Below are 20,500 nucleotides of genomic sequence, written 5' to 3'. Positions count from 1 at the left end.
CCTGCTGGGGCCCGCCGCGAATGTGGATCGAGGCGGTAATTAATCGTGTGCGGACGGCGAGGTCGGCTGGAATACTCCGCGTCGTGGTGACTGAGCATTATTCCGACCCGACGTTGAGTGTCGGCGAGCGCGACGCCGAGCTCGTCGACCGGCTGACCGACGAGCTGATCGCCTTCAACACGGCCGCCACAGGTGCGGCCGACCGGGACGCGTTCTCGGTCAAGGTCACTGACGAGACAGGTGAACTGGTCGGCGGGTTGGCCGCCTGGACGTGGGGCGGCCTGTGCGGCATCGAGCTGCTGTGGGTGCGCGAGGACAGCCGCAAGGACGGTTGGGGCGGCCGGATCCTGCTCGCCGCCGAGGCGGAGGCCCGACGACGCGGTTGCGATCGCATGGCCGTCTCCTCCTTCACTTTCCAAGCCCCCGGCTTCTACCAGCGTCACGGTTATGTCGAGACGGGCCGGACACTGGGCATTCCCGGCGGGAACGAGGACGTGCACATGTTCAAATCGTTCACCGGGTGAGTCGGCCATGAGCAGCGATGACGACGCCCCTTGGGTGGGGCTCTCCGCACGGCCGGGGCGGGTTCAGGTCGCGCGCTCTTTCCGCCGGCACACGCCCCCGCAGCGTACGGACGCGGTCGGGGCTCAGAGGTAGAAGCCGGTGCCGGACGTCCGGGGCGGTGTCTCCGCGGTGCGGCCGTCGCGGATGGCGTACAGCTCCGCGAGGGTCGCGTTCTCCGGGACGCCGTTCGTCGTGCCCAGCCAGGCGGCGGCCTCGGCGCGGGACAGCGGGCCCATCTCGATCTGGGCCAGGCAGCGGCCGGGGCGTACGACGGCGGGGTGCAGGCCGGACAGGGGCCGGTTGGTGGTGATGGCGACGAGGACGTCGCGGCCCTGGCCTACGAGGCCGTCGGTGAGGTTGAGCAGGCGGGACAGCGCCTGGCCGGTGCTCGCTCCCCCCTCGGCGCGGATCAGCTCGTCGCAGTCCTCGAGGACGAGCAGCCGCCAGCGGCGGTCCTCCTCGTCCTCGTCCTCCTCCCCCACGGCGACCTCCATGAGGTACGCCGGGTTGCCGAACAGTTCGTCCGGGTCGAGGACGCAGTCGAACTGGCACCACTTCGACCACTCGCGGGCCAGGGCGCGCAGGGCCGTGGTCTTGCCGGTGCCGGGCGGCCCGTGCAGGAGGATGAGGCGGCCGGTCACGTCGGCCGCGCGTACGGCCGCGAGCCGGTCGACGGCTCCCGCGGTGGTGGCCGGGTAGTTGTCGCGGATCTCCGCCCAGGGCGTCGTGGCGATGGACCGTTTGCGGCGTTGCGCCCCGTGGGGCCCGGAGTGCCAGAAGCCCATCTCGACGCGGTCCGGTTCCGATGTCGCCTCGACGGCGTCGCGGACGGACTGCTCGACGACGGCGGCGGCGAGTTCGTCGCTGACGGCCGTGACCTCGACGGTGCCCGACCCGCCGCGCCAGCGGACTGCCCGGAGCGTCCAGCCGTCGCCGCACGCCAGCAGCGCGTCGCGGCTCTCCTCGCGGACGGCGCGCAGCACCCGCGCGCCCGGCGGGCGCAGGGGCGCGTCGGGACGCACCCGGTCCAGCCGCTTCACCCTCGCGTACGGCTGCCGGCCCGTCGTGAAGGGCTGAAGGGCGAGGACGTCGATGACGCCGCCGAGCGTGTCGGTCGTGTCGAGGCGGTAGTCGACAGGCGCTTCGGGCTCGGCCCCTATGATCGGGACGACGGGTTCGGACATGTCCTCGATCATCGGGGCGCCCTTGGCCCGCGTCCAGTGAATTTGCACGAACCGGGCGTACCGCCGCTCGTCGGCGGGCCCCGCGCACGTCCAGAAGGAGCATCATATGGCCACCGTCCGTACCGCGAACGCCCACTGGGAAGGCCCGCTCATGGGCGGGCAGGGCAAGGTGTCGCTGGACTCCTCGAAGGTCGGGGAGTTCGAGGTCAACTGGCCGTCCCGCGCGGAGAAGCCGGAGGGCAAGACCAGCCCGGAGGAACTCATCGCCGCCGCGCACAGCACCTGCTTCTCGATGGCGCTGTCCCACGGCCTCGCCGGGGCCGGCACGCCGCCGGAGACCGTGGACACCCGCGCCGACGTGACCTTCCAGCCGGGTGAGGGCATCACCGGCATCCACCTGACCGTACGCGCGTCGGTCCCGGGCATCTCCGCCGAGGACTTCGAGAACGCCGCTCAGCAAGCGAAGGCCAACTGCCCGGTGAGCAAGGCGCTGGCCGGCACGAAGATCACGCTCGACGCGTCCCTGGCCTGACCGGCGGTGTGGGCGCCCCCGCGACGGACGGCGCCCACACCGTCGCCGCGCCGTGCCACCCGGCTCATCGGGCTCCGCGCGCCCGTCCTCCGGTAGGTCGGTCGCAGCGGGCCTGGAAGCGTTCCCGCAGGTGGCCGTAGTCGATCATCGCGCGTCAGTGCGCGGGTGCCAGTTCCAGGCGGGCGAGTTCGCGGCGGGAGGAGACGCCGAGCTTCGGATACGCCTTGTACAGGTGGTACTCCACCGTTCGCGGGCTGAGGAAGAGCTGCGCGGCGATGTCCCGGCTGCTGGCCCCCTCCGCCGCGAGCCGGACGACCTGGAGCTCCTGCGGGGTGAGTCGTTCGAGGAGGTCGGCGGCTGCCGGGCGGGCGGCAGTGGCGGACTCGCCCGTCGCACGTAGCTCGGTCCGGGTGCGCTCGGCCCACGGCACCGCGCGGAGCCGCTCGAAGACCTCCAGCGCGGAGCGCAGCGGGCCGCGGGCGTCGGAGCGACGACGGGCGCGGCGCAGCCACTCCCCGTACAGCAGCGCAGTACGGGCCCGTTCGAACGGCCGTCCGCCCTTGTCGTGGAGGCGCAGCGCCTCGACGTACCGGGCCTCGTCGTCATCGAGGAGCGCGCGGCAGCGGAGGACGACCGCCCGGCTCCACGGCAGGTCACCGGCTCGCGCCCACGCCTCGAAGCGGCCGAGCACCGGTTCGGCGCGCTCGGGTCGTCCGGCGCGGACCGCCGCCTCCACCTCGTCCGGGACGGAGAATGTGACGACGGCCGTGAACCGGCCGGGACCGAGCCGTGCCTTCTCCAGCCGGTCGAGGGCGTCGTCGTAACGGCCCAGGCCGAGGTCGAGCAGGGCGAGCGCGCAGTCGGCCGCGGCGGCCTCCGCGCCCGCGAGGTCTCTCCCGAGCGGGTCGCCGTCTCCGGTCAGGGCGCGGCAGCGCTTCTCGTCGCCCTGGATCGCGGCGACGCGGGCCAGCAGTGTCTCCAGTCGGCCGACCCGCTGTGGCCGGCCGGTGTCGCGGGCGATGGTGATGGCCTCGGCGACGTTCGCCTCGGCGTCGCGGAACAGCCCGGCCGGGACCTGCGCCTGGGCCAGTCTCTGCAGCGCGCCCGCGAGCTCGCCGACCAATCCCCGCCGTCTGCAGCGGGCGACCTCGGCGGTCGCCAGCCGGATGGCGGCATCGTCGTCGCCGAGGACCAGCGCGCAGTGGATCACCTCCACCAGCGCACCGTCGTCCTCGGCCATCCCGGAACCCGGCCCTTCCCCGCCGAGCGCGTCGGTGAGGATCTCCTGGAGGAGGGGGACGCCGCGGGTGAAGTCGTCGTCGACGAGGTGGGCCATGCCCTGGAGCAGCGGGTCGCGCCGGCCGATGGCTGCCGACCGCTCGGCGGCGGCCCGTACCGACTCCTCGTCCCCGGAGAGCCAGGCGTATGAGGCGCCCATTCGCAGCATGGCGGTCGCCCGCCGGTCCTCGGCGGCCTGTTCGACCAGGATGCGGGCCGCCTGCCGGGGATCGCCCCGTTCGAACTCGACAGCGGCGCGGATCCGCGCCAGCCTGATCAGCGCGGCCGGGTCGGCGGTGAGGCGCTCGGCCCGTACAGCGAGTTCCGCGGCGTGGTCGGCGCCGCCCGCGAGGAGGGCCGCCCCGGCCGCCTCGACGAGGCGCCGGGCCTGGCCGCCGGTCTCGGGCGTGAGCCGGGCGGCCTGCTGGAACAGTGCCGCGGCGACGGCCCCGGCGGCGCGGTCCCGGGCGCGTACAGCGGCCGCTTCGAGGCCGGCCGCGACGTCCTCATCGGGACCGGTCGCCGCGGCGGCGCGGTGACGCGCACGGCAGTCGGGGTCGGTGGCGGCGTCGGCGAGCGCCCGGTGGGCGGTCACGCGGCGGGCGAGCGAGGTGCCCTGGTAGGCGGCGGTGCGGATCAGTGGGTGCCGGAAGGCGACGGTCGTCCCGGTCACCTCGACGAGGCGTGCCTGCTCGGCCGGTTCGAGGTCGCCGAGGTCGACGCCGAGCGACGTCGCCGCGCCGAGCAGCGTCGGCAGGTGGCCGCGCGCCTCGGCGGCGGCGATGAGCATCATCAGCCGCGTGCGCTCGGGCAGCCGGGCGATCTGGGCGCGGAAGGAGGCGAGCACCCGGTCCGCCACCGGCAGGGGCCCGGGGCCGCTGTCGCCGAGCCTGGAGACCCCGGGCCCCTGCCGGTGGCCGCCGTCGCCGGGCCTGGCGGCGCCTAGGTGCAGGAGGGCGAGCGGGTTGCCGTCGGCCTCCACGAGGATCCGGCCGCGGCGTTCGGGGCTGAGCTCCCGCTCCGCCAGCAGGCGCGCGGCGTCAGCGCGGTCCAGCCGGGCGGGCTCGATCTCGGCCAGACCGTGCCCGGCGAATCCGTCGTCCCGGGTGGCGAACACCATGACGACCCCTTCCGCCGAGAGCCGCCGGGCCGCGAACAGGAGGGCGTCGGCGCTCGCCCGGTCGATCCACTGGGCGTCGTCGACGAGACAGAGCACGGGCTCGTCCTCGGCCAGGTCGGCCAGCAGCGTGAGCACCGCGAGCCCGGTGAGGAACCGGTCGCCTCCGCCGGAGCCGCCGGAGCCGAACGCCGTCCGCAGCGCGTCCGCCTGCGGGTCCGGGAGCGTCTCCAGCCGCGTCTGCACGGGCCACAGCAGTTGGAGGAGGCCGGCGAACGCCAGATCGCGTTCCGCCTCGACGCCGGTCGCGCGCAGGACCCGCAGACCGGCCGCCGCCTCGGCGGCGCGGTCGAGCAGCACCGACTTGCCGATCCCGGCCTCACCCCGCACGACGAGGGATCCGCTGCGGCGTCGCCCCCGAGCGTCGTCGATCAGTCGCGTGAGCCGTTCGAATTCTGCGTCGCGCCCGTACAACACCCCACAAACCTACGTGGCGGAGTACCGAAACATTACTGATTCGCCGCCCCGCCTCCGGACCGTAGCGTCCTGACCAGCTGATTCACGGAGGAAGAGAGCGATGAACGAACTGTTCGAGCCGGTCGCCGTCGGCGCGCTGGAGCTGCCCAACCGCCTCGTCATGGCGCCGATGACGCGCAGCCGCGCGTACGACGGTCTCGTCACCGAGCTGACCGCCGACTACTACGCGCAACGTGCGGACGCCGGACTGATCATCACGGAGGGCACGCAGCCGAGCGTGATCGGCCAGGGCTACATCAACACACCGGGTCTGCACTCCGCCGAGCAGATCGCGGCCTGGCGGAAGGTGACCGACGCGGTCCACGAGAAGGGCGGCCGGATCTTCGCCCAGGTGATGCACTCGGGCCGGATCGGCCACCCGGTCCTGTACCCGGACGGCGCGCTGCCGGTGGCGCCCTCGGCCGTCTCGTCCGGCGGGAAGCTGTTCACCCCCGAGGGGATGCTCGAGCACCCCACCCCGCGGGAGATGAGCGTCGAGGACATCGCCCAGACGATCGAGGACCACGTGTCGGCCGCGCGGAACGCCGTCGAGGCGGGCTTCGACGGGGTGGAGCTGCACGGCGCGAACGGCTACCTGATCCATCAGTTCCTCGCCGACGGCAGCAACCGGCGGACGGACGCGTACGGCGGTTCGATCGAGAACCGGATCCGGTTCGCGGTGGAGGTCGCCGGGGCGGTCACCGACGCGATCGGGCCCGAGCGGGTCGGGATCCGGCTGTCGCCCGGCGCCGCGGTCAACGGCATCACCGAGTCCGACACCGCGGAGCTGTATCCGGCGCTGGTCCGCGCGCTCGCGCCCCTCGGCCTGGCCTACGTGCACGTGATGGAGGTCGGCGACCGCGACACGACGCGCGCGATCCGGGCCGCCTGGCCGGGTGCGCTGATCCTCAACCCGCACGCGGTGCCGGGGCCGCTGCCCTCGTCCCCCGAGACGGGTGTCGACGCGCTGCGGGAGGGCCTGGCCGACGCGATCTCACACGCCCGGCTGTGGCTGGCCAACCCCGACCTGCCCGAGCGGATCAAGGCGGGCGGCCCGTACAACGAGGCGGATCCGGCCACCTTCTACGGCGGTGACCACCGCGGCTACACCGACTACCCGGTGCTCGGCGCCTGACCGACCCCGGACGATCCCCGCGCGCTCGGGTCTCTCGGAGTACAGTGCGCCGGACCGATCATCGTTTCGTGGGCGGGGGGACGCGCGGTGGCCACCGAACCTCCGGTCGGGTCCGTGCCCGCGCCGTACGTCGTGAGGTACCGGCGTCTCCCGCCGAGCCTGACGATCGTCGTCGCGGCTGTCGTGTGCGGGCTGTCCGTCCTCTGGATCCGCGGGGCCGTACGGGCCGCGCAACCGGACCGCGTGCCGCCGCCCCTCGGCCTGGCGGTCGCGTCGGTCGTCCTGGCCGCAGTGGGCGGCGCGCGGCTCGCCCGGGGCCGGCGCACCGGCTGGATCGCCTTCGCCGTCGACGCGGACGGGATCTTCCTCGTGGCGTCGCCGGACGGGGCTCGCCGGTTCGGCTGGGACGAGGTGAGCGCGCTGGTGCTGTTCTCCCGGCGGACGGAGTTCGTCGAGGGCACGGTGCGGTGCGTCGGGGTCCGGCTGCATCCGATGGCGCCGGGCTCACCCGAGCGGCATCTCGCCGAGCTCGAGGAGGCGGTGTCCCGGCACGACCTGCCGCTGGACGTGTGGGAGCGGCTGCGCCGGCTCGACCGCGGGCCGTCGGAGGCCGGGCTGGAGCTCGCCGTCAGCTTCCACGCCGAGGCCCGGGGATGGCAGTACCGCACGTCGTCGCTGACGGAGGCCATGCGCGTCCACGCGCCCGGCGTCCCGGTCGTCCGCGAGCCGTCCGAGCGCTACTACGATCTGGTCGGCTGGCGGGCCGACCAGGAGGAGCTGCGCCAGGCCCTGGAGGACGCCGAGCTCCGCCACTGGTGCTGACGTCCGGGAAGCACCGGGTCGCCGCCCGGACGCCTGTCACTCGTTCGGGGTCAGGAATCGGTGAGATGGGCGCGGATGGCGGCGGCGCCGGATTCGGTCAGCCAATCGGTGAGGGTGCGCAGCCCTGGGTGGATGACCCGCAGCGCCTCGATGTCGGCGTGCCAGCGGTGACCGGCCTCCCAGCGTTTTTTGGTCTCGGCGATCGCCGGACTGAGCGCGGCGACCTCGCCGTCGGTGAACTGCTCGTATCGGATCGGAATGCCGGTGGCCTCGCTGATCGCGGCGGCGGCCTCGACCGGGGTCGGCTCGTCACCGGCCAGTTCCAGGGTTCGTCCGGCGAACCGGGCCGGGTCCGCGAACGCGAGCGCGGCGAACTCGGCGATGTCCTCCAGCGCGATGACCTGCATGGGCTCGTGCGGAGTGAAGAGGTGCCGGTGTAGGCCGTGGGAGATGCCGTCGATGCCGATCCCCCCGGCGCTGAGATAGTTGGTCATGAACCGGACCGGGCGCAGCACGGTGGGCAACGCGATGTGGTCGCGCAGGTACTGCTCGATCAGCGCCTTGCCCTCGGCCCACGACGCGGCCGACGTCGAGGCGACGGTGCTGAACACGACCTGCTCGATCCCCGCCGAGGCCGCGGCGTCGATCAGCGCCCGGCCGCGGGCCACTTCGAGATCTGTTTCGGGTCCGGCCGGTCCGAAGGCCACGGGCGGTACGCCGAACACGGCGACGGCGCCGTCGAACGCGGGCGGCAGGCTCGCCGGATCGTCGAAGTCGCCGCGTACGAGCTGGGCGCCCGCCGCGGCCAGCGCGACAGCGGCGGGTGCGGTCAGGTCGCGTACCAGGGCTCGCACCGGCCGCCCTCCGGCGAGCAACCGCCGGGCGGTGGCACCGCCCTGCTTGCCGGTGGCGCCGGTGACGAGGATCGGGGAGTCGGGGTCGGCCGGTGTCGCGGTGGTCATGGTGCCCTTTCCGGAGGTGCGGGATACTGACGTGATCCGGAATGCTCCACCCGGTTCACCGCCGCAGACAAGGATTTCGTGACATGACAGCAGCACCTGCGCCGACATCTGCCGCGGCACCTGCCGGACGCGCCGATGCCCGCCGCAACCGAGAGATCGTGCTACGCACGGCGATGCGCGTGTTCGCCGAGGAGGGGCTGGAGGTGTCACTCGGCCGGATCGCCGAGCGGGCAGGGGTCGGCGCCGGGACCGTCTACCGGCATTTCCCGAGCAAGGACATCCTGGTCGAGGCGGTGCTCGCCGAACACCTCGAGGGCCTGGTGGCCGCCGCCGATCGGTGGGCCGGCCGCGCAGCCCCCGGTGACGCGCTGTTCGGGTTCCTGCTCGAAGTGGTCGAGAAGTCTGGGGGCCGCCGGCACGTCTGCGATGTGCTCAGCGCCGACCGAGGCTGGCCGCGTGCCGTGCTGACCGCCGCGGCGCAGCGGTTCCGCGAGGCGCTGGGACGCTTGCTGCGCGACGCGAAACAGGCCGGTGCGATACGCGCCGACGTACGGGTCGACGATCTGTCCGCGCTGGCCGCCGGCGGGGTCGCACTGCGTGCAGCACACCGAGACCAGGAACGCGGCACACGACTGGTGCGGCTGCTGCTGGACGGATTGCGCGCTCCGGTCGTCACTAAAGTCGAAACGTTCCGTGACGCGCCCTCCCCTCCGGGTCACGAAACCACCGCCCCGAGGTACTGCGTGGAATGCGGCGCGCGGCTGCGCGTCCATGCCACCGGGCGGCCACCCCGCTACTGCGGTCCGACCTGCCGCCAGCGCGCCCACCGGCGCCGCGTCGTTTAGCGCGCCGGCATTCGCACTCCTAGATCCGCGTACCCCGGTCGGACCAGTACGGCTCGCGGATGAGGCGCTTGTAGAGCTTCCCGGTCGGGGTGCGCGGCAGGTCGGTGACGAAGTCCACCGAGCGCGGCGCCTTGTAGCCGGCCAGCGACGCGCGGCAGAAGGCGATGAGCTCCTCCGCCAGCTCCGGCGACGCGGCGTGCCCGTCCTCCGGCTGGACCACCGCCTTGACCTGCTCGCCGTACTCCTCGTCGGGCACGCCGAACACCGCGACGTCGCGGACCGCCGGATGGGTGATGAGCACGCCTTCGATCTCGGCCGGGTAGATGTTGACGCCGCCACTGATGATCATGTCGATGACGCGGTCGGCGAGGAACAGGTAGCCGTCGGCGTCGAGGTAGCCGATGTCCCCGGTGGTGAACAGGCCGTTCCGGTGGATCGAGGCGGTCTTGTCCGGGTCTCCCCAGTACTCGACGTCGTCGCCGCTCGCGTAGCGGAACCACAGCTGCCCCGGCTCGCCCGGCTCGGCGGGGGTGCCGTCCTCGCGCAGGACGTGGGTCTCGACCGTGGGCAGCGGCCGCCCGACCGTGCCCGGCCGGCGCAGCCACTCCTCGGCCGTCACGATGGTGTTCACCGACGCCTCGGTCGAGCCGTAGTACTCGTTGACGACCGGACCCAGCCAGTCGATCATCCGGCGTTTCACCTCCGGGGAACACGGCGCGGCACCGTGCCACACGGCGGCGAGGCTCGACAGGTCATGCGCCGCGCGCGTCTCCTCGTCCAGGCGCAGCATCCGGACGAACTGGGTCGGCACGAAGTGCACGTTGGTGATCCGGTACCGCTCGACGAGCCGCAGGGTCTCCTCCGCGTCGAACGCGCGCCGCATCACCAGCGACCGCCCCGCGAACAGCAGAACGTACGAGAACAGCCACTGCGCCGAGTGGTAGACCGGCCCGACGAGCAGCGACCGGCCGCCCTCGGGAACGTGCAGGACGTCGGCGTAGCCGGGGGCGGCCACGGCCATCGTCTCGATCGGCGCGCCCGCCTGCGTGAGCTTGCGGCTGACCCCTTTCGGCCGGCCCGTCGTGCCCGAGGTGTAGATCATTGGCCAGCCGAGGACCTGGTCCGCGGGCTCGCCGTCCGGCCCGGAGGCGAGCAGGTCCTCGTACGGCCGGAAGCCGGGGACTTCTCCGAAGCCGACCCGCGCCACCAGGTCGGCCTCTGACGCCGCCGTCTCGGCGACCTCGGCGAAGCGATCCTCGGAGAACAGGACCCTGGTCCCGGAGTCCGCCAGCACGTACGCGAGCTCGTCCGCGGTCCAGTGCCAGTTGACCAGCACATACCGCAGGCCGATGTGCGTCGCGGCGGCCATCACCTCGAAGTACTCGCGCCGGTTGCCGGAGTGGACCGCGATCGTGTCGCCCGTCCGCAGGCCGAGCCCGCGCAGTGCCCCCGCCAGCCGGTCGACCCGCTCCTCGAACGCCTGCCAGGTGGTGACGCCGTGCTCGTCGATGAGGGCCGGCTCGTCCGGCCGGGCCTGGGCGAACGGGCTGAGAAGTCGGGCCATGGAGACCTCCAGATCGGTCAGTCGGGCCGGGCGCCGGCCATGCGCAGTGCGAGCCCCACGTAGCGGTCCCGCAGGTCGGCGGGGCCCAGCGGGCGGTGCTCGTGGAACCACTCGCTGAGGTGCACGCACATGTCGAGGATGGGAATCGCGGTGAGGACGGCCGCGGTCCGGTCGTCGCCGCCGACCAGGTGGAACTCACCGCACTTGTGGCCCGCCAGCAGGACGTCCGCCAGGCGGTCGCGCAGCCGCCGCCGGATCGCGACGACCTCGTCGTACCAGGCGCCGGTGAGCAGGTGATACTCCCGGTTGGCGACCCGTGCGGTCTCCTGATGGTCGGCGTGCCGCGTCACGTACACGCCGACGATCGCTCGCAGCCCGGCCAGGGGATCGCCCGCGACGGCCTCATGCGCCGCGGTCACCTCGTTCTCCAGCCGCAGGTGGATGTCGCGCACGACGACGTACAGCAGTTCGTCCTTTGAACCGAAGTGGTTGTACAGCGCGCCGGGCGTCATGCCGCACGCCTCGGTGATCTGCCGGACGGAGGTCGCCAGCGCGCCCTGGCGGTAGAAAAGGTCGATCGCGGCCGACGCGAGCCGCCGCTGGATTCGTGATCCGGCGAGCGGAAGCTCCGATTCGGTCACGTGCGCCGCTCCTCGTCTTGACGACCGACCTACCCGAGCGTACTAATTTCCCTAATGTGAATGAACACTCATTCACCCGGATCCGAAACTTCCTCGGGGGCGGAGCGCGACGACGCTCCGACACGTCCGCCTGTAGGAAACGAGGTGGCCATGGCCCCCGCCGATCCGACCACGACCCCGTCCAACGGCTTCTCCGCGCACCGGCTGTGGGAGCGCGGGCTGGACCGGTACCCCGACACCGCGGCCCGCTACCGGTACCTGGCCGCGGCGGTGTTCGTCACGATCGTCCTGTACTACGAGCTCTACGTCGCGGGCGGCGTCGCGCCGCTGATGCTGGCGCACTTCAAGATGTCGTTCCTCTACTACGTGAACGTGCTCGTGTTCGCGAACCTGGTCGGGGCCTTCGGGTCGCTGGCCGCCGGCATCGCCGACCGGTGGGGCCGCGCCAACCTCGTGACGTACGGTCTGCTGGGCACGGGCCTGCTGACGCTGCTGACGCCGCTCGCCCCGAACAAGGCGACGTTCGCGGTCGTCACCATCCTGACCGGCCTCGTCGAGGGCATGTGCCTGGTGGCCACCCCCGCGCTGGTCCGCGACTTCTCACCGCAGATCGGCCGCGCCTCCGCGATGGGCTTCTGGACGCTCGGACCGGTGATCGGAAGCCTGGTCGTCAGCTTCGTGGCCAACCGCACCCTGCCGCGATTCGACGACTCCTGGTCCAGCCAGTACTACATCGTCGGCGTCGTCGGGCTGGTGGCGTTCGCCGTCGCGCTGCTCGGGCTGCGGGAGCTGCGGCCCGGGCTCCGCGACCAGGTGATGGTGAGCGTCGCGGACCGCGCGCTGGTCGAGGCCCGGGCGGAGGCGGCGGAGCAGCAGGCCGACCTGCGCAACCCGTGGAGGCAGATGGCACGCCTCGACGTCCTCGCGCCGGCGCTCGGCGTCAGCGTCTTCCTGCTCATCTACTACACCGCCGTCGCGTTCTTCACCATCTACCTGACCTCGAACTTCGGTCTCACGACCGCGCGGGCCAACGGCGTCAACAGCTGGTACTGGGCGATGAACGCGGTCGCCCTCGTCATCGTGGGCGTCGTCTCGGACCGCCTTCGGGTGCGCAAGCCGTTCATCGTGGGCGGCACGCTCCTCGCGGCGGTCATGACGTTCCTGTTCATGACCCGGACGACCCATCCGCACACGAGCGCGGGCACCCTCATCTGGATCATCAGCCTGCTCGCCGTCGGCCTGGGCGTGGCGTACACGCCCTGGATGGCGGCGTTCACGGAGACGATCGAGCGGCGGAACCCCGCCCTGACCGCGACAGGCCTGGCCATCTGGGGCTGGATCCTGCGGATCGTCGTGTGCGTCTCCTACTTCGTCCTCCCGTACGTGGTCGGCGCCGTCGACACGCTGACGCGGGCCCCGGAGGTGCTGGCCGCGGCGAAGAAGGTCCGGCCGGAACGGCTCCGCCGCCCACGCTGCTGCACGAACTGGGCGAGCTCAAGAAGGCGGCGGCCGACGCGCCGCACCAGTGGCAGGCCTGGTGGTGGATCTGCATCGTCGCCGAGCTGCTCTTCCTGGTCCTCATGCTGCCGCTGGCCGGCCGGTGGAATCCACGAGCCGCCCGCGCCGACGCCGACGCGCACGCGCGGGAGGTGGAGCGGCTGACCGGCACGCAGGGCTGAGAGGCCGTCGCCGCCCGCGCCGTCGCCGCCGCCCGCGCCGGAGCGGGCGGCGGCGACCGGTCTCCGCTCTTGGAACCACCGCGATCGCGTGAACGTCGTTACTCATGATGCTCACGAATGAACAGCGAGACCGGGCCGCGGGCGTGCTGCTCGGCGCGGCCTGCGGAGACGCGCTCGGCGTGCCGTACGAGTTCGCCGAGCGGCTGCCGGACACGGCCGTGCCGGAGATGATCGGCGGCGGGCTGGGCCCGTACGCGCCCGGCGAGTACAGCGACGACACCCAGATGCAGGTCTGCGTGGCCGAGGTCGCCGCGCAAGGCGGCGACCTGCGGTCCGAGGCCGCGCTCGACGGGATCGCCGAGCGGTTCCTGCGGTGGTTCCACGAAGGCGCGAGCGACGTCGGGCTGCAGACGTCCGGCGTGCTGGCCGCCACCGCCCGCGCCGGAGGCCTGTCCCGGGCGATGCGGGAGGCGTCCGCGGACCTGCACCGCAAGACGGGACGCACCGCCGGCAACGGTTCGCTGATGCGGACGGCGGTCGTGGCGCTGCCCTACCTCGCCGACCCGGCGGGGCTGGCGGAGGCCGCGCGGCTGGTCAGTTCCCTCACCCACTTCGACGACCTGGCGGGGGACGCCTGCGTGCTGTGGTGCGCGGGCGTACGGCGGGCAGTGCTGGACGAGACCGTCGACGGCGTCCGCGAGGGCCTGGATCTGCTGCCCGCGGATCGGCGGGACCTGTGGGCGGGGTGGCTGCGGGAGGCCGAGTCCGCTCCCCCGGAGCGGTTCAGCCCGAACGGCTTCGTCGTACCCGCGCTGCAGGCCGCCTGGTCCGCCGTCACCCACACCGCGACGCTCTCGGACGGCGCGATCGCCGCCGTGCGTGCGGGCAACGACACCGACACGGTCGCGGCCATCGCCGGCGGCCTCCTGGGCGCGCGGTACGGCGCGTCCGCCGTGCCCGCCGGGTGGCGGGCACAGGTGCACGGCTGGCCGGGCCTGCGCGCCGACGACCTGGTCGCCCTGGCCCGGCGCGCCGCCGAACCGGCCGGCTGACCCCTCCCTACGGCGCGCCCGGACGGGCGCGCCGGGGGCCGTTCTGGTGTGACTCGTCGTGGCGGCGGGCGAGGCGCAGCGCGTACTCGCGGGGCGACACCCCCAGCCGCCACGTGCACACCGAGCAGGACAGGTGATCGTTGGTGGTCTGGTCGTCGTGGGCGATGTCGACCACGCCTATCCGCAGGTTCTCCACGGCCCGCACCGTACACGGAGCGTAGCGGGACGCTCCACTTCCGTGCTACGGCGTGTCAGCCGAGGGAACACGCCTCCACGACGCGGACCTCGACGCAGTTGCCTTCGGGGGTGCTCATGGAGCTCTTTCGCCACAGGTCGTCGCTACGCATCAGATGCCCTCCAGGATCGTGCCGATGATGTCGACTGACTCATCGGGGGTGGCGCTGATGACGCTGAGACGATCCATGGCGAGGGTGTAGCGGTCGACGTCCTCGCGCTTGTCGAGGTAGAGCGCGTTGCCGAGCTGCTCGACGTAGACCACGTCGGGCAGTTGCGGATCGGCGAACCGCATGATGGTGAACCCACCGGGTGCGGCGTGCTTCGCGCTCGCGGCGAACGGCGTGACCTGGAGCGTGAGCCCCGGATGCTTCGCGGCGGCCATGAGGTACTCCAGCTGGCCGCGGAGCACCTCGGGCCCGCCGACGGGCCGCCGCAGCGCGGTCTCGTCGATCACGGCCCACAGCCGCAGCGCGCCGTCGCGGAACTTCCGCTGTCGCGTGGCCCGCAGCGCGACCCGGCGGTCCACCTCCTCGGGCGCGAAGTCGCCCAGGGAGATGACGGCCGCGGCGTAGTCCTCGGTCTGCAGCAGGCCGGGGACGAACTGCGGCTCGTACGTGCGGATGCGGGACGCCGCCTGCTCCAGGCCGATGTAGGACTGGAACCACGACGGCAGGACATCGCCGTAGCTGTGCCACCAGCCGGGCTGGTTGGCCCGGCGGGCGAGGGTCAGCAGTTGGTCGCGCTCCTCCGCGTCGGTGATCCCGTACACCGACAGGAGGATCGCGACGTCCGCCTCCTTGAAACCGCTGCGGCCGAGCTCCATCCGGCTGATCTTCGACTCGGATCCGCCGATCGCCTTGGCCGCTGCGACCGAGGTGACGCCCGCCTTCTCCCGAAGCCGGCGCAGCTCCGATCCGAGAAGGATGCGCAGCGCCGTCGGCCCGCTCGCTCCAGCGTTCGCCATGACCTCGACCTCCCTTGCGGCTGACCCCAGAGTCTTCCACGGACCCGAAGATCAACCGCCGATGCAATTTCATTCACCCATGGGCTTGCATCGTCAGCGTCGTGGCGCAATGCTATCCCATAGCTGGATGCAATCCCATTGGCAGCCGTGGCCAGGCGTGTGATGGTGATGCGGGCGAGCCGCGAGGCCGCCCGTCCCGACGTCCGTGCTCGGCGGCGAGTTCCTGGATCCACCCGCCGAGCCCGGGCGTTCGTGGAAAAATCGACGCCTCCGACATAACCGGCGACAAAGGCATCTCGTGACGGACAGCGACGACCGGCAAGACGAGTTCCGGCCCGATATCCCCAGCCCGGCGCGGGTGTACAACTACATCCTCGGCGGCAAGGACCACTATCCCGCCGACCGCGTCGTCGCGGAGAACACCATGGCCGCCCTGCCCAGCGCACGCGACGCCGCGATGGAGAACCGCGGCTTCCTGCGCCGAGCCACCCGCTACCTCGCGGCCGAGGCGGGCGTGCGCCAGTTCCTCGACATCGGCACCGGACTGCCCTCCAACGGCCAGGTCCACGAGATCGTGCAGGGCGTCGCACCGGAGTCCCGGGTCGTCTACGTCGACAACGACCCGGTCGTGCTGGCCCACGGCCGGGACATGCTGCACGGCATCGACGGGACCACGATCGTGCGGCACGACCTGCGCGAGCCGGAGGCGATCCTGGACGACCCGCAGCTGCGCCGGCTGCTGGACCTCGACCGGCCCGTCGCCCTCATGCTCGTGGCGGTCCTGCACTTCGTCGCCGACTCCGAGGACCCGTACGACCTGGTCCGCCGGCTCATGAAGCCGCTGCCGCCGGGCAGCCACCTGGCGATCTCGCACGGCACCGACGACGGGGACGACGACGAGGTGCAGCAGGCCCTGGACGAGAACTACAAGACCTCCAGTTCGGCCCACATGCGGACGCGCCCGCAGGTCGAGGCGTTCTTCGCGGACCTGGAGCTGATCGAGCCGGGCGTGGCGTGGACTCCCCTCTGGCGCCCGGACGAGACGCCGAGCCCGCTTCGGGACGACCCCGCCCGCTCCGTCTGCTGGGCGGGCGTCGCCCGCAAGGCGTGAGCCGGCGGCGCGGGGACTGGTCCAGAACGACGTTCGGATCGTAGGGTTCGGGGGCGGAGGTGCCGATGAAGAGTCTGGACGACGTCAGGGCCGAGCTGACCGTGCCGGGGCAGCTGTTCGAGATGGACGAGATCGAGATCCGCGGCGTCCGGACTCGCGTGTGGAAGCACGCTCCCCCATCGCTGCGGTCCGTCCTGGAGATCACCCGGTTTCACGGCGAGGCGCCGTTCATCGTCTACGAGGACGAGCGCCTGACCTTCGAGGAGCACTTCCGGCACGCCGCGACGTTCGCGCGCCGCCTCGTCGAGCGGTACGGCGTGCGCAAGGGCGACCGGGTCGCGATCGCCATGCGCAACTTCCCCGAATGGTCCATCGCCTTCTTCGGCGCCGCGGCCGTCGGCGCCGTCGTCGTCCCGCTCAACGCCTGGTGGACGGCGTCGGAGCTGGAGTACGGCCTGCGCGACAGCGGCGCGACGCTGCTCGTCGCCGACAAGGAGCGCGCCGACCGGCTCGCCGGCACACTGCCCGGGCTCGGCATCCCCACGATCGTCGTACGGGCCGAGGGCGCGCCACCGCCCGGAACGGACGCGTACGAGACGGTGCTCGGCGAGGTCACCGCCGACGTGGCGCTCCCCGAGGTGGAGATCGAGCCCGAGGACGACGCGACCATCTTCTACACGTCCGGGACGACGGGCCGGCCGAAGGGCGCGCTCGGCACGCAGCGCAACATCACGGGGAACACCTTCTGCCTCGGATACGCGATGATGGCCGCCGGCCTGCGGGCGGGCCGCTCACTGGAGGAGGTGTCCGCGCCGCAGCGGCGCGTCACCCTGCTGAACGTGCCGCTGTTCCACGCGACCGGCTGCCACGCGATCCTCGTGGCCAGCGCGATCCTCGGCGGCACCGTCGTGCTCATGTACAAGTGGAACGCCGAGCGCGCGCTGCAGCTCATCGAGCGGGAGCGGGTCACGGGGTTCGGCGGCGTGCCGACGATGGCGTGGGAGGTCCTCACGTCGCCGAAGTTCGACAAGTACGACACCTCCAGCCTCGCGACCATCTCGTACGGTGGCGCGCCCGCGCCGCCCGCGCTCGTCGAGAAGATCAAGGAGCTCCTCCCGGAACGGGTGCCGAACAACGGGTACGGCCTCACCGAGACGTCGGCGGTGACGGCCTACAACAGCGGGATCAACTACCTGACCCATCCCGACAGCGTCGGGCCGCCGGTGCCGGTGGTGGACGTCAAGGTCGTCGACCCGGCGGGCGACGAACTGCCCATCGGCGAGGTCGGCGAGCTGCTGGTGAAGGGCCCGAACGTCATCAAGGGCTACTGGAACCGGCCACAGGACACCGCCCAGTCCTTCCACGACGGCTGGTTCCACACCGGCGACCTGGCCCGCGTCGACGCGGAGGGCTTCATCTACATCGTCGACCGGGCCAAGGACATGCTGATCCGCGGCGGGGAGAACGTCTACTGCGCCGAGGTCGAGGCCGCGATGTACGAGCACCCGGCCGTCGCCGACGTCGCCGTCATCGGGGTGCCGCACGAGGTGCTCGGCGAGGAGGTCGGCGCGGTCGTCCGCCTCCAGCCCGGGACGACCGTCACGCCGGAGGAGCTGCGGGCGTTCCTCGGCGAGCGGATCGCGGCCTTCAAGGTGCCGTCCCACCTCTGGTTCCGCGAGGACGAGCTCCCGCGCAACCCCGCCGGCAAGATCCTCAAGACGCGTCTCCGCGCGGAGCTCATCGGCTGAGGACGCCCGTGGCGTACCGCGGGCGGGCGCGATGTCCGGCGCGGTAGCCTCGCCCGGTGATCGATCTTCAGCGGCTGGTGGACGACGCCCGGCGCGACGGCATCGGCAAGCTCGTGGTCGGCGCCGTCGTCCACGACGGCGACCGCGTGCTCATCCTTCGCCGGTCCGCCGTGGACGACTTCCTGCCGGGCATCGAGGAACTCCCCTCCGGGGGCGTCGAGGACGGCGAGGAACTCCTCGGCGCGCTCGCCCGCGAACTCGCCGAGGAGATCGGCCTGTCCTCGATGACCGGGCTCGACCCCGGCTTCGTCGCGTCGTTCGACTACGTGTCCGGTTCCGGCCGCCGGGCGCGGCAGTACACCTTCGCGCTCCCGTACGACGGTGGCCCGATCACTCTCTCGGCCGAGCACGAGGCCTGCCGATGGATCTCCCGGGCCGAACTCGCGGCGTCCGACCTGACCGAGGAGTCCGCGCGGACACTGCGCGAGTTCTTCGAGCACGGCCTCAGAAGTCCTAACAAATGATCTTTTGAGGCGGCGTGTCGGTCAGTATGGAACGATCCGCCGCATGTTCTACGAGGAGCTGAGCAAGAGGGTCCGGCGAGCCGATGGGCTCGACGAGGTGCGGATGGCGGCGCTGGACGATGCCCGGTGGCTCGTGGACATCCTCGGTGAATGGGAGGCCGCAGACGAGCGTGCCGATCGGATCGGCGACCGCACGGAGTACCAGGAGGAGTCCCATCGGTTCCGGGACGCGGTGGACGCGAGGCTGAAGGATCCTGATCCGTCGCTGCGTGCGATGGCGATGTGCATGGCGTTCTGGGACCGGACCTGGCTGTGTCTGGACCACGCGTTCGGACGGCTCATTCGGCGCAGGCTGCGCTGGACCGCGGAACAGTCGGCGGTGTTGTGGCGGCTGGCCGCCGACCCTGATCAGGGCCCGTTCCAAAAGGAGCTGCTGGTGGAGCTCGGCCTGTCGTCGCTCAAGGGCTTGGGAGAAGACGACATCCGGGAACTGGCGCCGCTGTTGCGCACCGCCGCGGAGAGACTGGGTCCGGCCAAGAGACCGCGTCCGGCCAAGTTGTCGCGGCGCGTGACGTCGTACCTGACACTGCTGGACGGCCCGCCGTCGGCGGTACCCGATTCGGTGCTCGTCCCGGACGACGCGTGGGCGGCGGGGCTGCGGGAGTGGATCGGGGAGAAGCCCGCACCCGAGCTGGTGGATCTCGTCCTGCATCTGGCCACGCTGTCGGGCCCGCCGTCGCAGAAGTGGCGCGAGACCTGCGTCGAGCTGGCGAAGGGGCAGGGGGAGTTCGGCAGGTTCGCGCTTCGCAGGCTGGCCGAGTGCGAGCCGACCGAGATGCGGCGTCATGGGCAGCAGGTTTCGGCGCTGCTCGACCGGGCCAATCTGGGGCCGGCGTGCGGGGTGGTGTGGATGATGGCGCTGACCGAGGGGACGAGGGTGGCGGACGTACTGAAGGAGATCTTCACCCGTACCTCGTACGACACCGTCATCTACCTGGAGAACGTTCCCGAGCCGCAGGTGGCGACGGCGGTGGTGCAGGCGCTGGGGGCCGTCCCCGGCGGGGCGGCCTCCGGCACGCTGCGAGAAATGCTGGCGATCAGCCACGACTCGAGGGTGCGCCGCCAGATCGAGAAGGTGTTGTGAGGTTCAGCCTCTTCTCAGCCGTCGTGGTCCTGGTTCAGGAAGCCGTTGACGACCGAGTAGAAGTCGTGCGGCCGCTCCTCCTGCAGGTGGTGGGAGGCGTGGTCCATGACGTACAGGTGACCGCGCGGCACCATGCGGGCGAGCATCAGCGGATAGTCGGGGGTGAGGAACGCGTCGTACATCCCCCAGGCGAACAGCACCGGGGCCGTGATGCGCCCCAGCTCGTCGGTGAGGTCCTGCCAGTCGCCGCGCGGGTTGTCCGACGCCGCGGCGAGCGCCATCTCCTCCGGGTCGAGGCTCTGCCGGTACCGAAGGTCGACGGTCTCGTCGGGGATGGCGTCGGCGTCGTACCACTCGAGCCGCGCCATGAGCTCGCGCATCTTCTCCCAGGACGGGCCGGTGCCACCGTAGTAGGCGTCGCGGGCGTTGCGGCCGCGCCGGGCGCCCTCCGGCAGCGGCGCGAGCGGCCCGTAGAAGGTCGGCATGCTGCCGGTCACGACCAGTGAGCGCACCCGCTCGGGGTACTTCGCCGCCAGGTTGAGCGCGATCGTCCCGCCCCAGGAGTTGCAGATGAAGTCGGCCCTGGCGACGTCGAGCGCGTCCATGAGGGCGACGGTCTTCGCGGCGTGGAAGTCCCACATCGGCCCGGTGATGACGCACTTCTCCGACCGGCCGTACTGCAGGATGTCGACCAGGTAGCAGTCGCGGTCATGGGCGAACATCGGGACGACGGGGGCAAAGTCCGACCAGGCCGTACAGCCCGGCCCGCCGCCGTGCAGGAAGATCGTCGGGCTGCCCGCGCCCATGCGCAGATAGTGGTACTTCACGCCGTCGGCGTCGGCGTACGCCCCCTCGGGCGCCGGCTGGATGTCCATGGCGGG

At 72.1% G+C, this 20,500-nt stretch carries 20 protein-coding genes; 11 read left to right on the top strand and 9 right to left on the bottom strand.

The genetic code is table 11. From position 1 onward, the window contains the following. Positions 1-83: 83 nt before the first annotated feature. Entirely contained in the window at positions 84-524 is a 441-nt protein-coding gene (locus ACYVF7_RS21130) for a GNAT family N-acetyltransferase (RefSeq protein ID WP_460343156.1), read from the top strand. A 123-nt stretch (positions 525-647) separates the two neighbouring features. On the opposite strand, the gene ACYVF7_RS21125 is transcribed toward ACYVF7_RS21130, so the two are convergent. Continuing rightward, on the bottom strand, positions 648-1,748 hold the full coding sequence (locus ACYVF7_RS21125) for a DUF5925 domain-containing protein (protein WP_460343153.1): 1,101 nt from the start codon (positions 1,746-1,748) through the stop codon (positions 648-650). 106 nt (positions 1,749-1,854) lie between these two features. Between ACYVF7_RS21125 and ACYVF7_RS21120 the strand changes: the two genes are divergently transcribed. Further along, on the top strand, positions 1,855-2,280 hold the full coding sequence (locus ACYVF7_RS21120) for an OsmC family protein (RefSeq protein ID WP_360885892.1): 426 nt from the start codon (positions 1,855-1,857) through the stop codon (positions 2,278-2,280). 154 nt (positions 2,281-2,434) lie between these two features. On the opposite strand, the gene ACYVF7_RS21115 is transcribed toward ACYVF7_RS21120, so the two are convergent. After that, entirely contained in the window at positions 2,435-5,152 is a 2,718-nt protein-coding gene (locus ACYVF7_RS21115; protein WP_460343149.1) for an AAA family ATPase, read from the bottom strand. 100 nt (positions 5,153-5,252) lie between these two features. Here ACYVF7_RS21115 and ACYVF7_RS21110 point away from each other — a divergent pair, with 100 nt between their 5' ends. After that, entirely contained in the window at positions 5,253-6,326 is a 1,074-nt protein-coding gene (locus ACYVF7_RS21110) for an alkene reductase (protein ID WP_460343146.1), read from the top strand. An 87-nt stretch (positions 6,327-6,413) separates the two neighbouring features. Then, a complete protein-coding gene (locus ACYVF7_RS21105) occupies positions 6,414-7,148 on the top strand; it encodes a hypothetical protein (RefSeq protein WP_460343143.1) in 735 nt (244 codons plus the stop codon). Positions 7,149-7,198: 50 nt separating this feature from the next. Here ACYVF7_RS21105 and ACYVF7_RS21100 read toward each other — a convergent pair whose 3' ends face one another. Beyond that, the gene (locus ACYVF7_RS21100) at positions 7,199-8,110 is read right to left on the bottom strand and encodes an NmrA/HSCARG family protein (protein ID WP_460343140.1); all 912 of its coding nucleotides are present in this window, start codon (positions 8,108-8,110) and stop codon (positions 7,199-7,201) included. A gap of 83 nt (positions 8,111-8,193) precedes the next feature. Between ACYVF7_RS21100 and ACYVF7_RS21095 the strand changes: the two genes are divergently transcribed. Beyond that, positions 8,194-8,955, top strand: a complete 762-nt coding sequence (locus ACYVF7_RS21095) for a TetR/AcrR family transcriptional regulator (RefSeq protein WP_460343137.1) — start codon at positions 8,194-8,196, stop codon at positions 8,953-8,955. 19 nt (positions 8,956-8,974) lie between these two features. Here ACYVF7_RS21095 and ACYVF7_RS21090 read toward each other — a convergent pair whose 3' ends face one another. Then, entirely contained in the window at positions 8,975-10,519 is a 1,545-nt protein-coding gene (locus ACYVF7_RS21090; RefSeq protein ID WP_460343134.1) for an AMP-binding protein, read from the bottom strand. A 17-nt stretch (positions 10,520-10,536) separates the two neighbouring features. After that, complete coding sequence (locus ACYVF7_RS21085) at positions 10,537-11,160, bottom strand: TetR family transcriptional regulator (RefSeq protein ID WP_460343131.1); 624 nt, start codon at positions 11,158-11,160, stop codon at positions 10,537-10,539. A gap of 150 nt (positions 11,161-11,310) precedes the next feature. Between ACYVF7_RS21085 and ACYVF7_RS21080 the strand changes: the two genes are divergently transcribed. Together ACYVF7_RS21080 and ACYVF7_RS21075 are read left to right on the top strand one after the other, a co-directional pair. Continuing rightward, entirely contained in the window at positions 11,311-12,822 is a 1,512-nt protein-coding gene (locus tag ACYVF7_RS21080) for an MFS transporter (RefSeq protein ID WP_460343128.1), read from the top strand. A gap of 121 nt (positions 12,823-12,943) precedes the next feature. After that, a complete protein-coding gene (locus ACYVF7_RS21075) occupies positions 12,944-13,891 on the top strand; it encodes an ADP-ribosylglycohydrolase family protein (protein ID WP_460343125.1) in 948 nt (315 codons plus the stop codon). Between the two features lie 7 nt (positions 13,892-13,898). Here the strand turns inward: ACYVF7_RS21075 and ACYVF7_RS21070 are convergent, their stop codons facing one another. The 3 genes from ACYVF7_RS21070 to ACYVF7_RS21060 are packed head-to-tail and all read right to left on the bottom strand — an operon-like array spanning position 13,899 to position 15,092. Further along, positions 13,899-14,087: a hypothetical protein gene (locus tag ACYVF7_RS21070; RefSeq protein ID WP_460343122.1), complete on the bottom strand. Its 189-nt coding sequence runs from the start codon at positions 14,085-14,087 to the stop codon at positions 13,899-13,901. Between the two features lie 55 nt (positions 14,088-14,142). Further along, positions 14,143-14,238: a DUF397 domain-containing protein gene (locus ACYVF7_RS21065; RefSeq protein ID WP_460343119.1), complete on the bottom strand. Its 96-nt coding sequence runs from the start codon at positions 14,236-14,238 to the stop codon at positions 14,143-14,145. Continuing rightward, positions 14,238-15,092 carry a helix-turn-helix domain-containing protein gene (locus ACYVF7_RS21060; RefSeq protein WP_460343116.1) on the bottom strand — a complete coding sequence of 285 codons (855 nt, stop codon included), beginning with the start codon at positions 15,090-15,092 and terminating at the stop codon, positions 14,238-14,240. The genes ACYVF7_RS21065 and ACYVF7_RS21060 overlap by 1 nt, the downstream gene beginning before the upstream one ends. A 298-nt stretch (positions 15,093-15,390) precedes the next feature. Between ACYVF7_RS21060 and ACYVF7_RS21055 the strand changes: the two genes are divergently transcribed. From ACYVF7_RS21055 to ACYVF7_RS21040, 4 genes are all read left to right on the top strand, one after another. Beyond that, the gene (locus ACYVF7_RS21055) at positions 15,391-16,203 is read left to right on the top strand and encodes an SAM-dependent methyltransferase (protein WP_460343113.1); all 813 of its coding nucleotides are present in this window, start codon (positions 15,391-15,393) and stop codon (positions 16,201-16,203) included. 65 nt (positions 16,204-16,268) lie between these two features. Next, the gene (locus ACYVF7_RS21050) at positions 16,269-17,951 is read left to right on the top strand and encodes a class I adenylate-forming enzyme family protein (RefSeq protein WP_460343110.1); all 1,683 of its coding nucleotides are present in this window, start codon (positions 16,269-16,271) and stop codon (positions 17,949-17,951) included. A 56-nt stretch (positions 17,952-18,007) separates the two neighbouring features. Next, the gene (locus ACYVF7_RS21045) at positions 18,008-18,475 is read left to right on the top strand and encodes an NUDIX domain-containing protein (RefSeq protein ID WP_460343107.1); all 468 of its coding nucleotides are present in this window, start codon (positions 18,008-18,010) and stop codon (positions 18,473-18,475) included. Positions 18,476-18,518: 43 nt separating this feature from the next. Continuing rightward, positions 18,519-19,619 (top strand): hypothetical protein, encoded by a 1,101-nt coding sequence (locus tag ACYVF7_RS21040; protein ID WP_460343104.1) that lies wholly within the window; start codon positions 18,519-18,521, stop codon positions 19,617-19,619. A 14-nt stretch (positions 19,620-19,633) separates the two neighbouring features. Here ACYVF7_RS21040 and ACYVF7_RS21035 read toward each other — a convergent pair whose 3' ends face one another. Further along, complete coding sequence (locus tag ACYVF7_RS21035) at positions 19,634-20,494, bottom strand: alpha/beta fold hydrolase (protein WP_460343101.1); 861 nt, start codon at positions 20,492-20,494, stop codon at positions 19,634-19,636. Positions 20,495-20,500: the final 6 nt, after the last annotated feature.

The sequence above is a fragment of the Actinoallomurus acanthiterrae genome (assembly GCF_054775715.1).
This window is presented reverse-complemented; position numbering and strand designations above follow the sequence as displayed.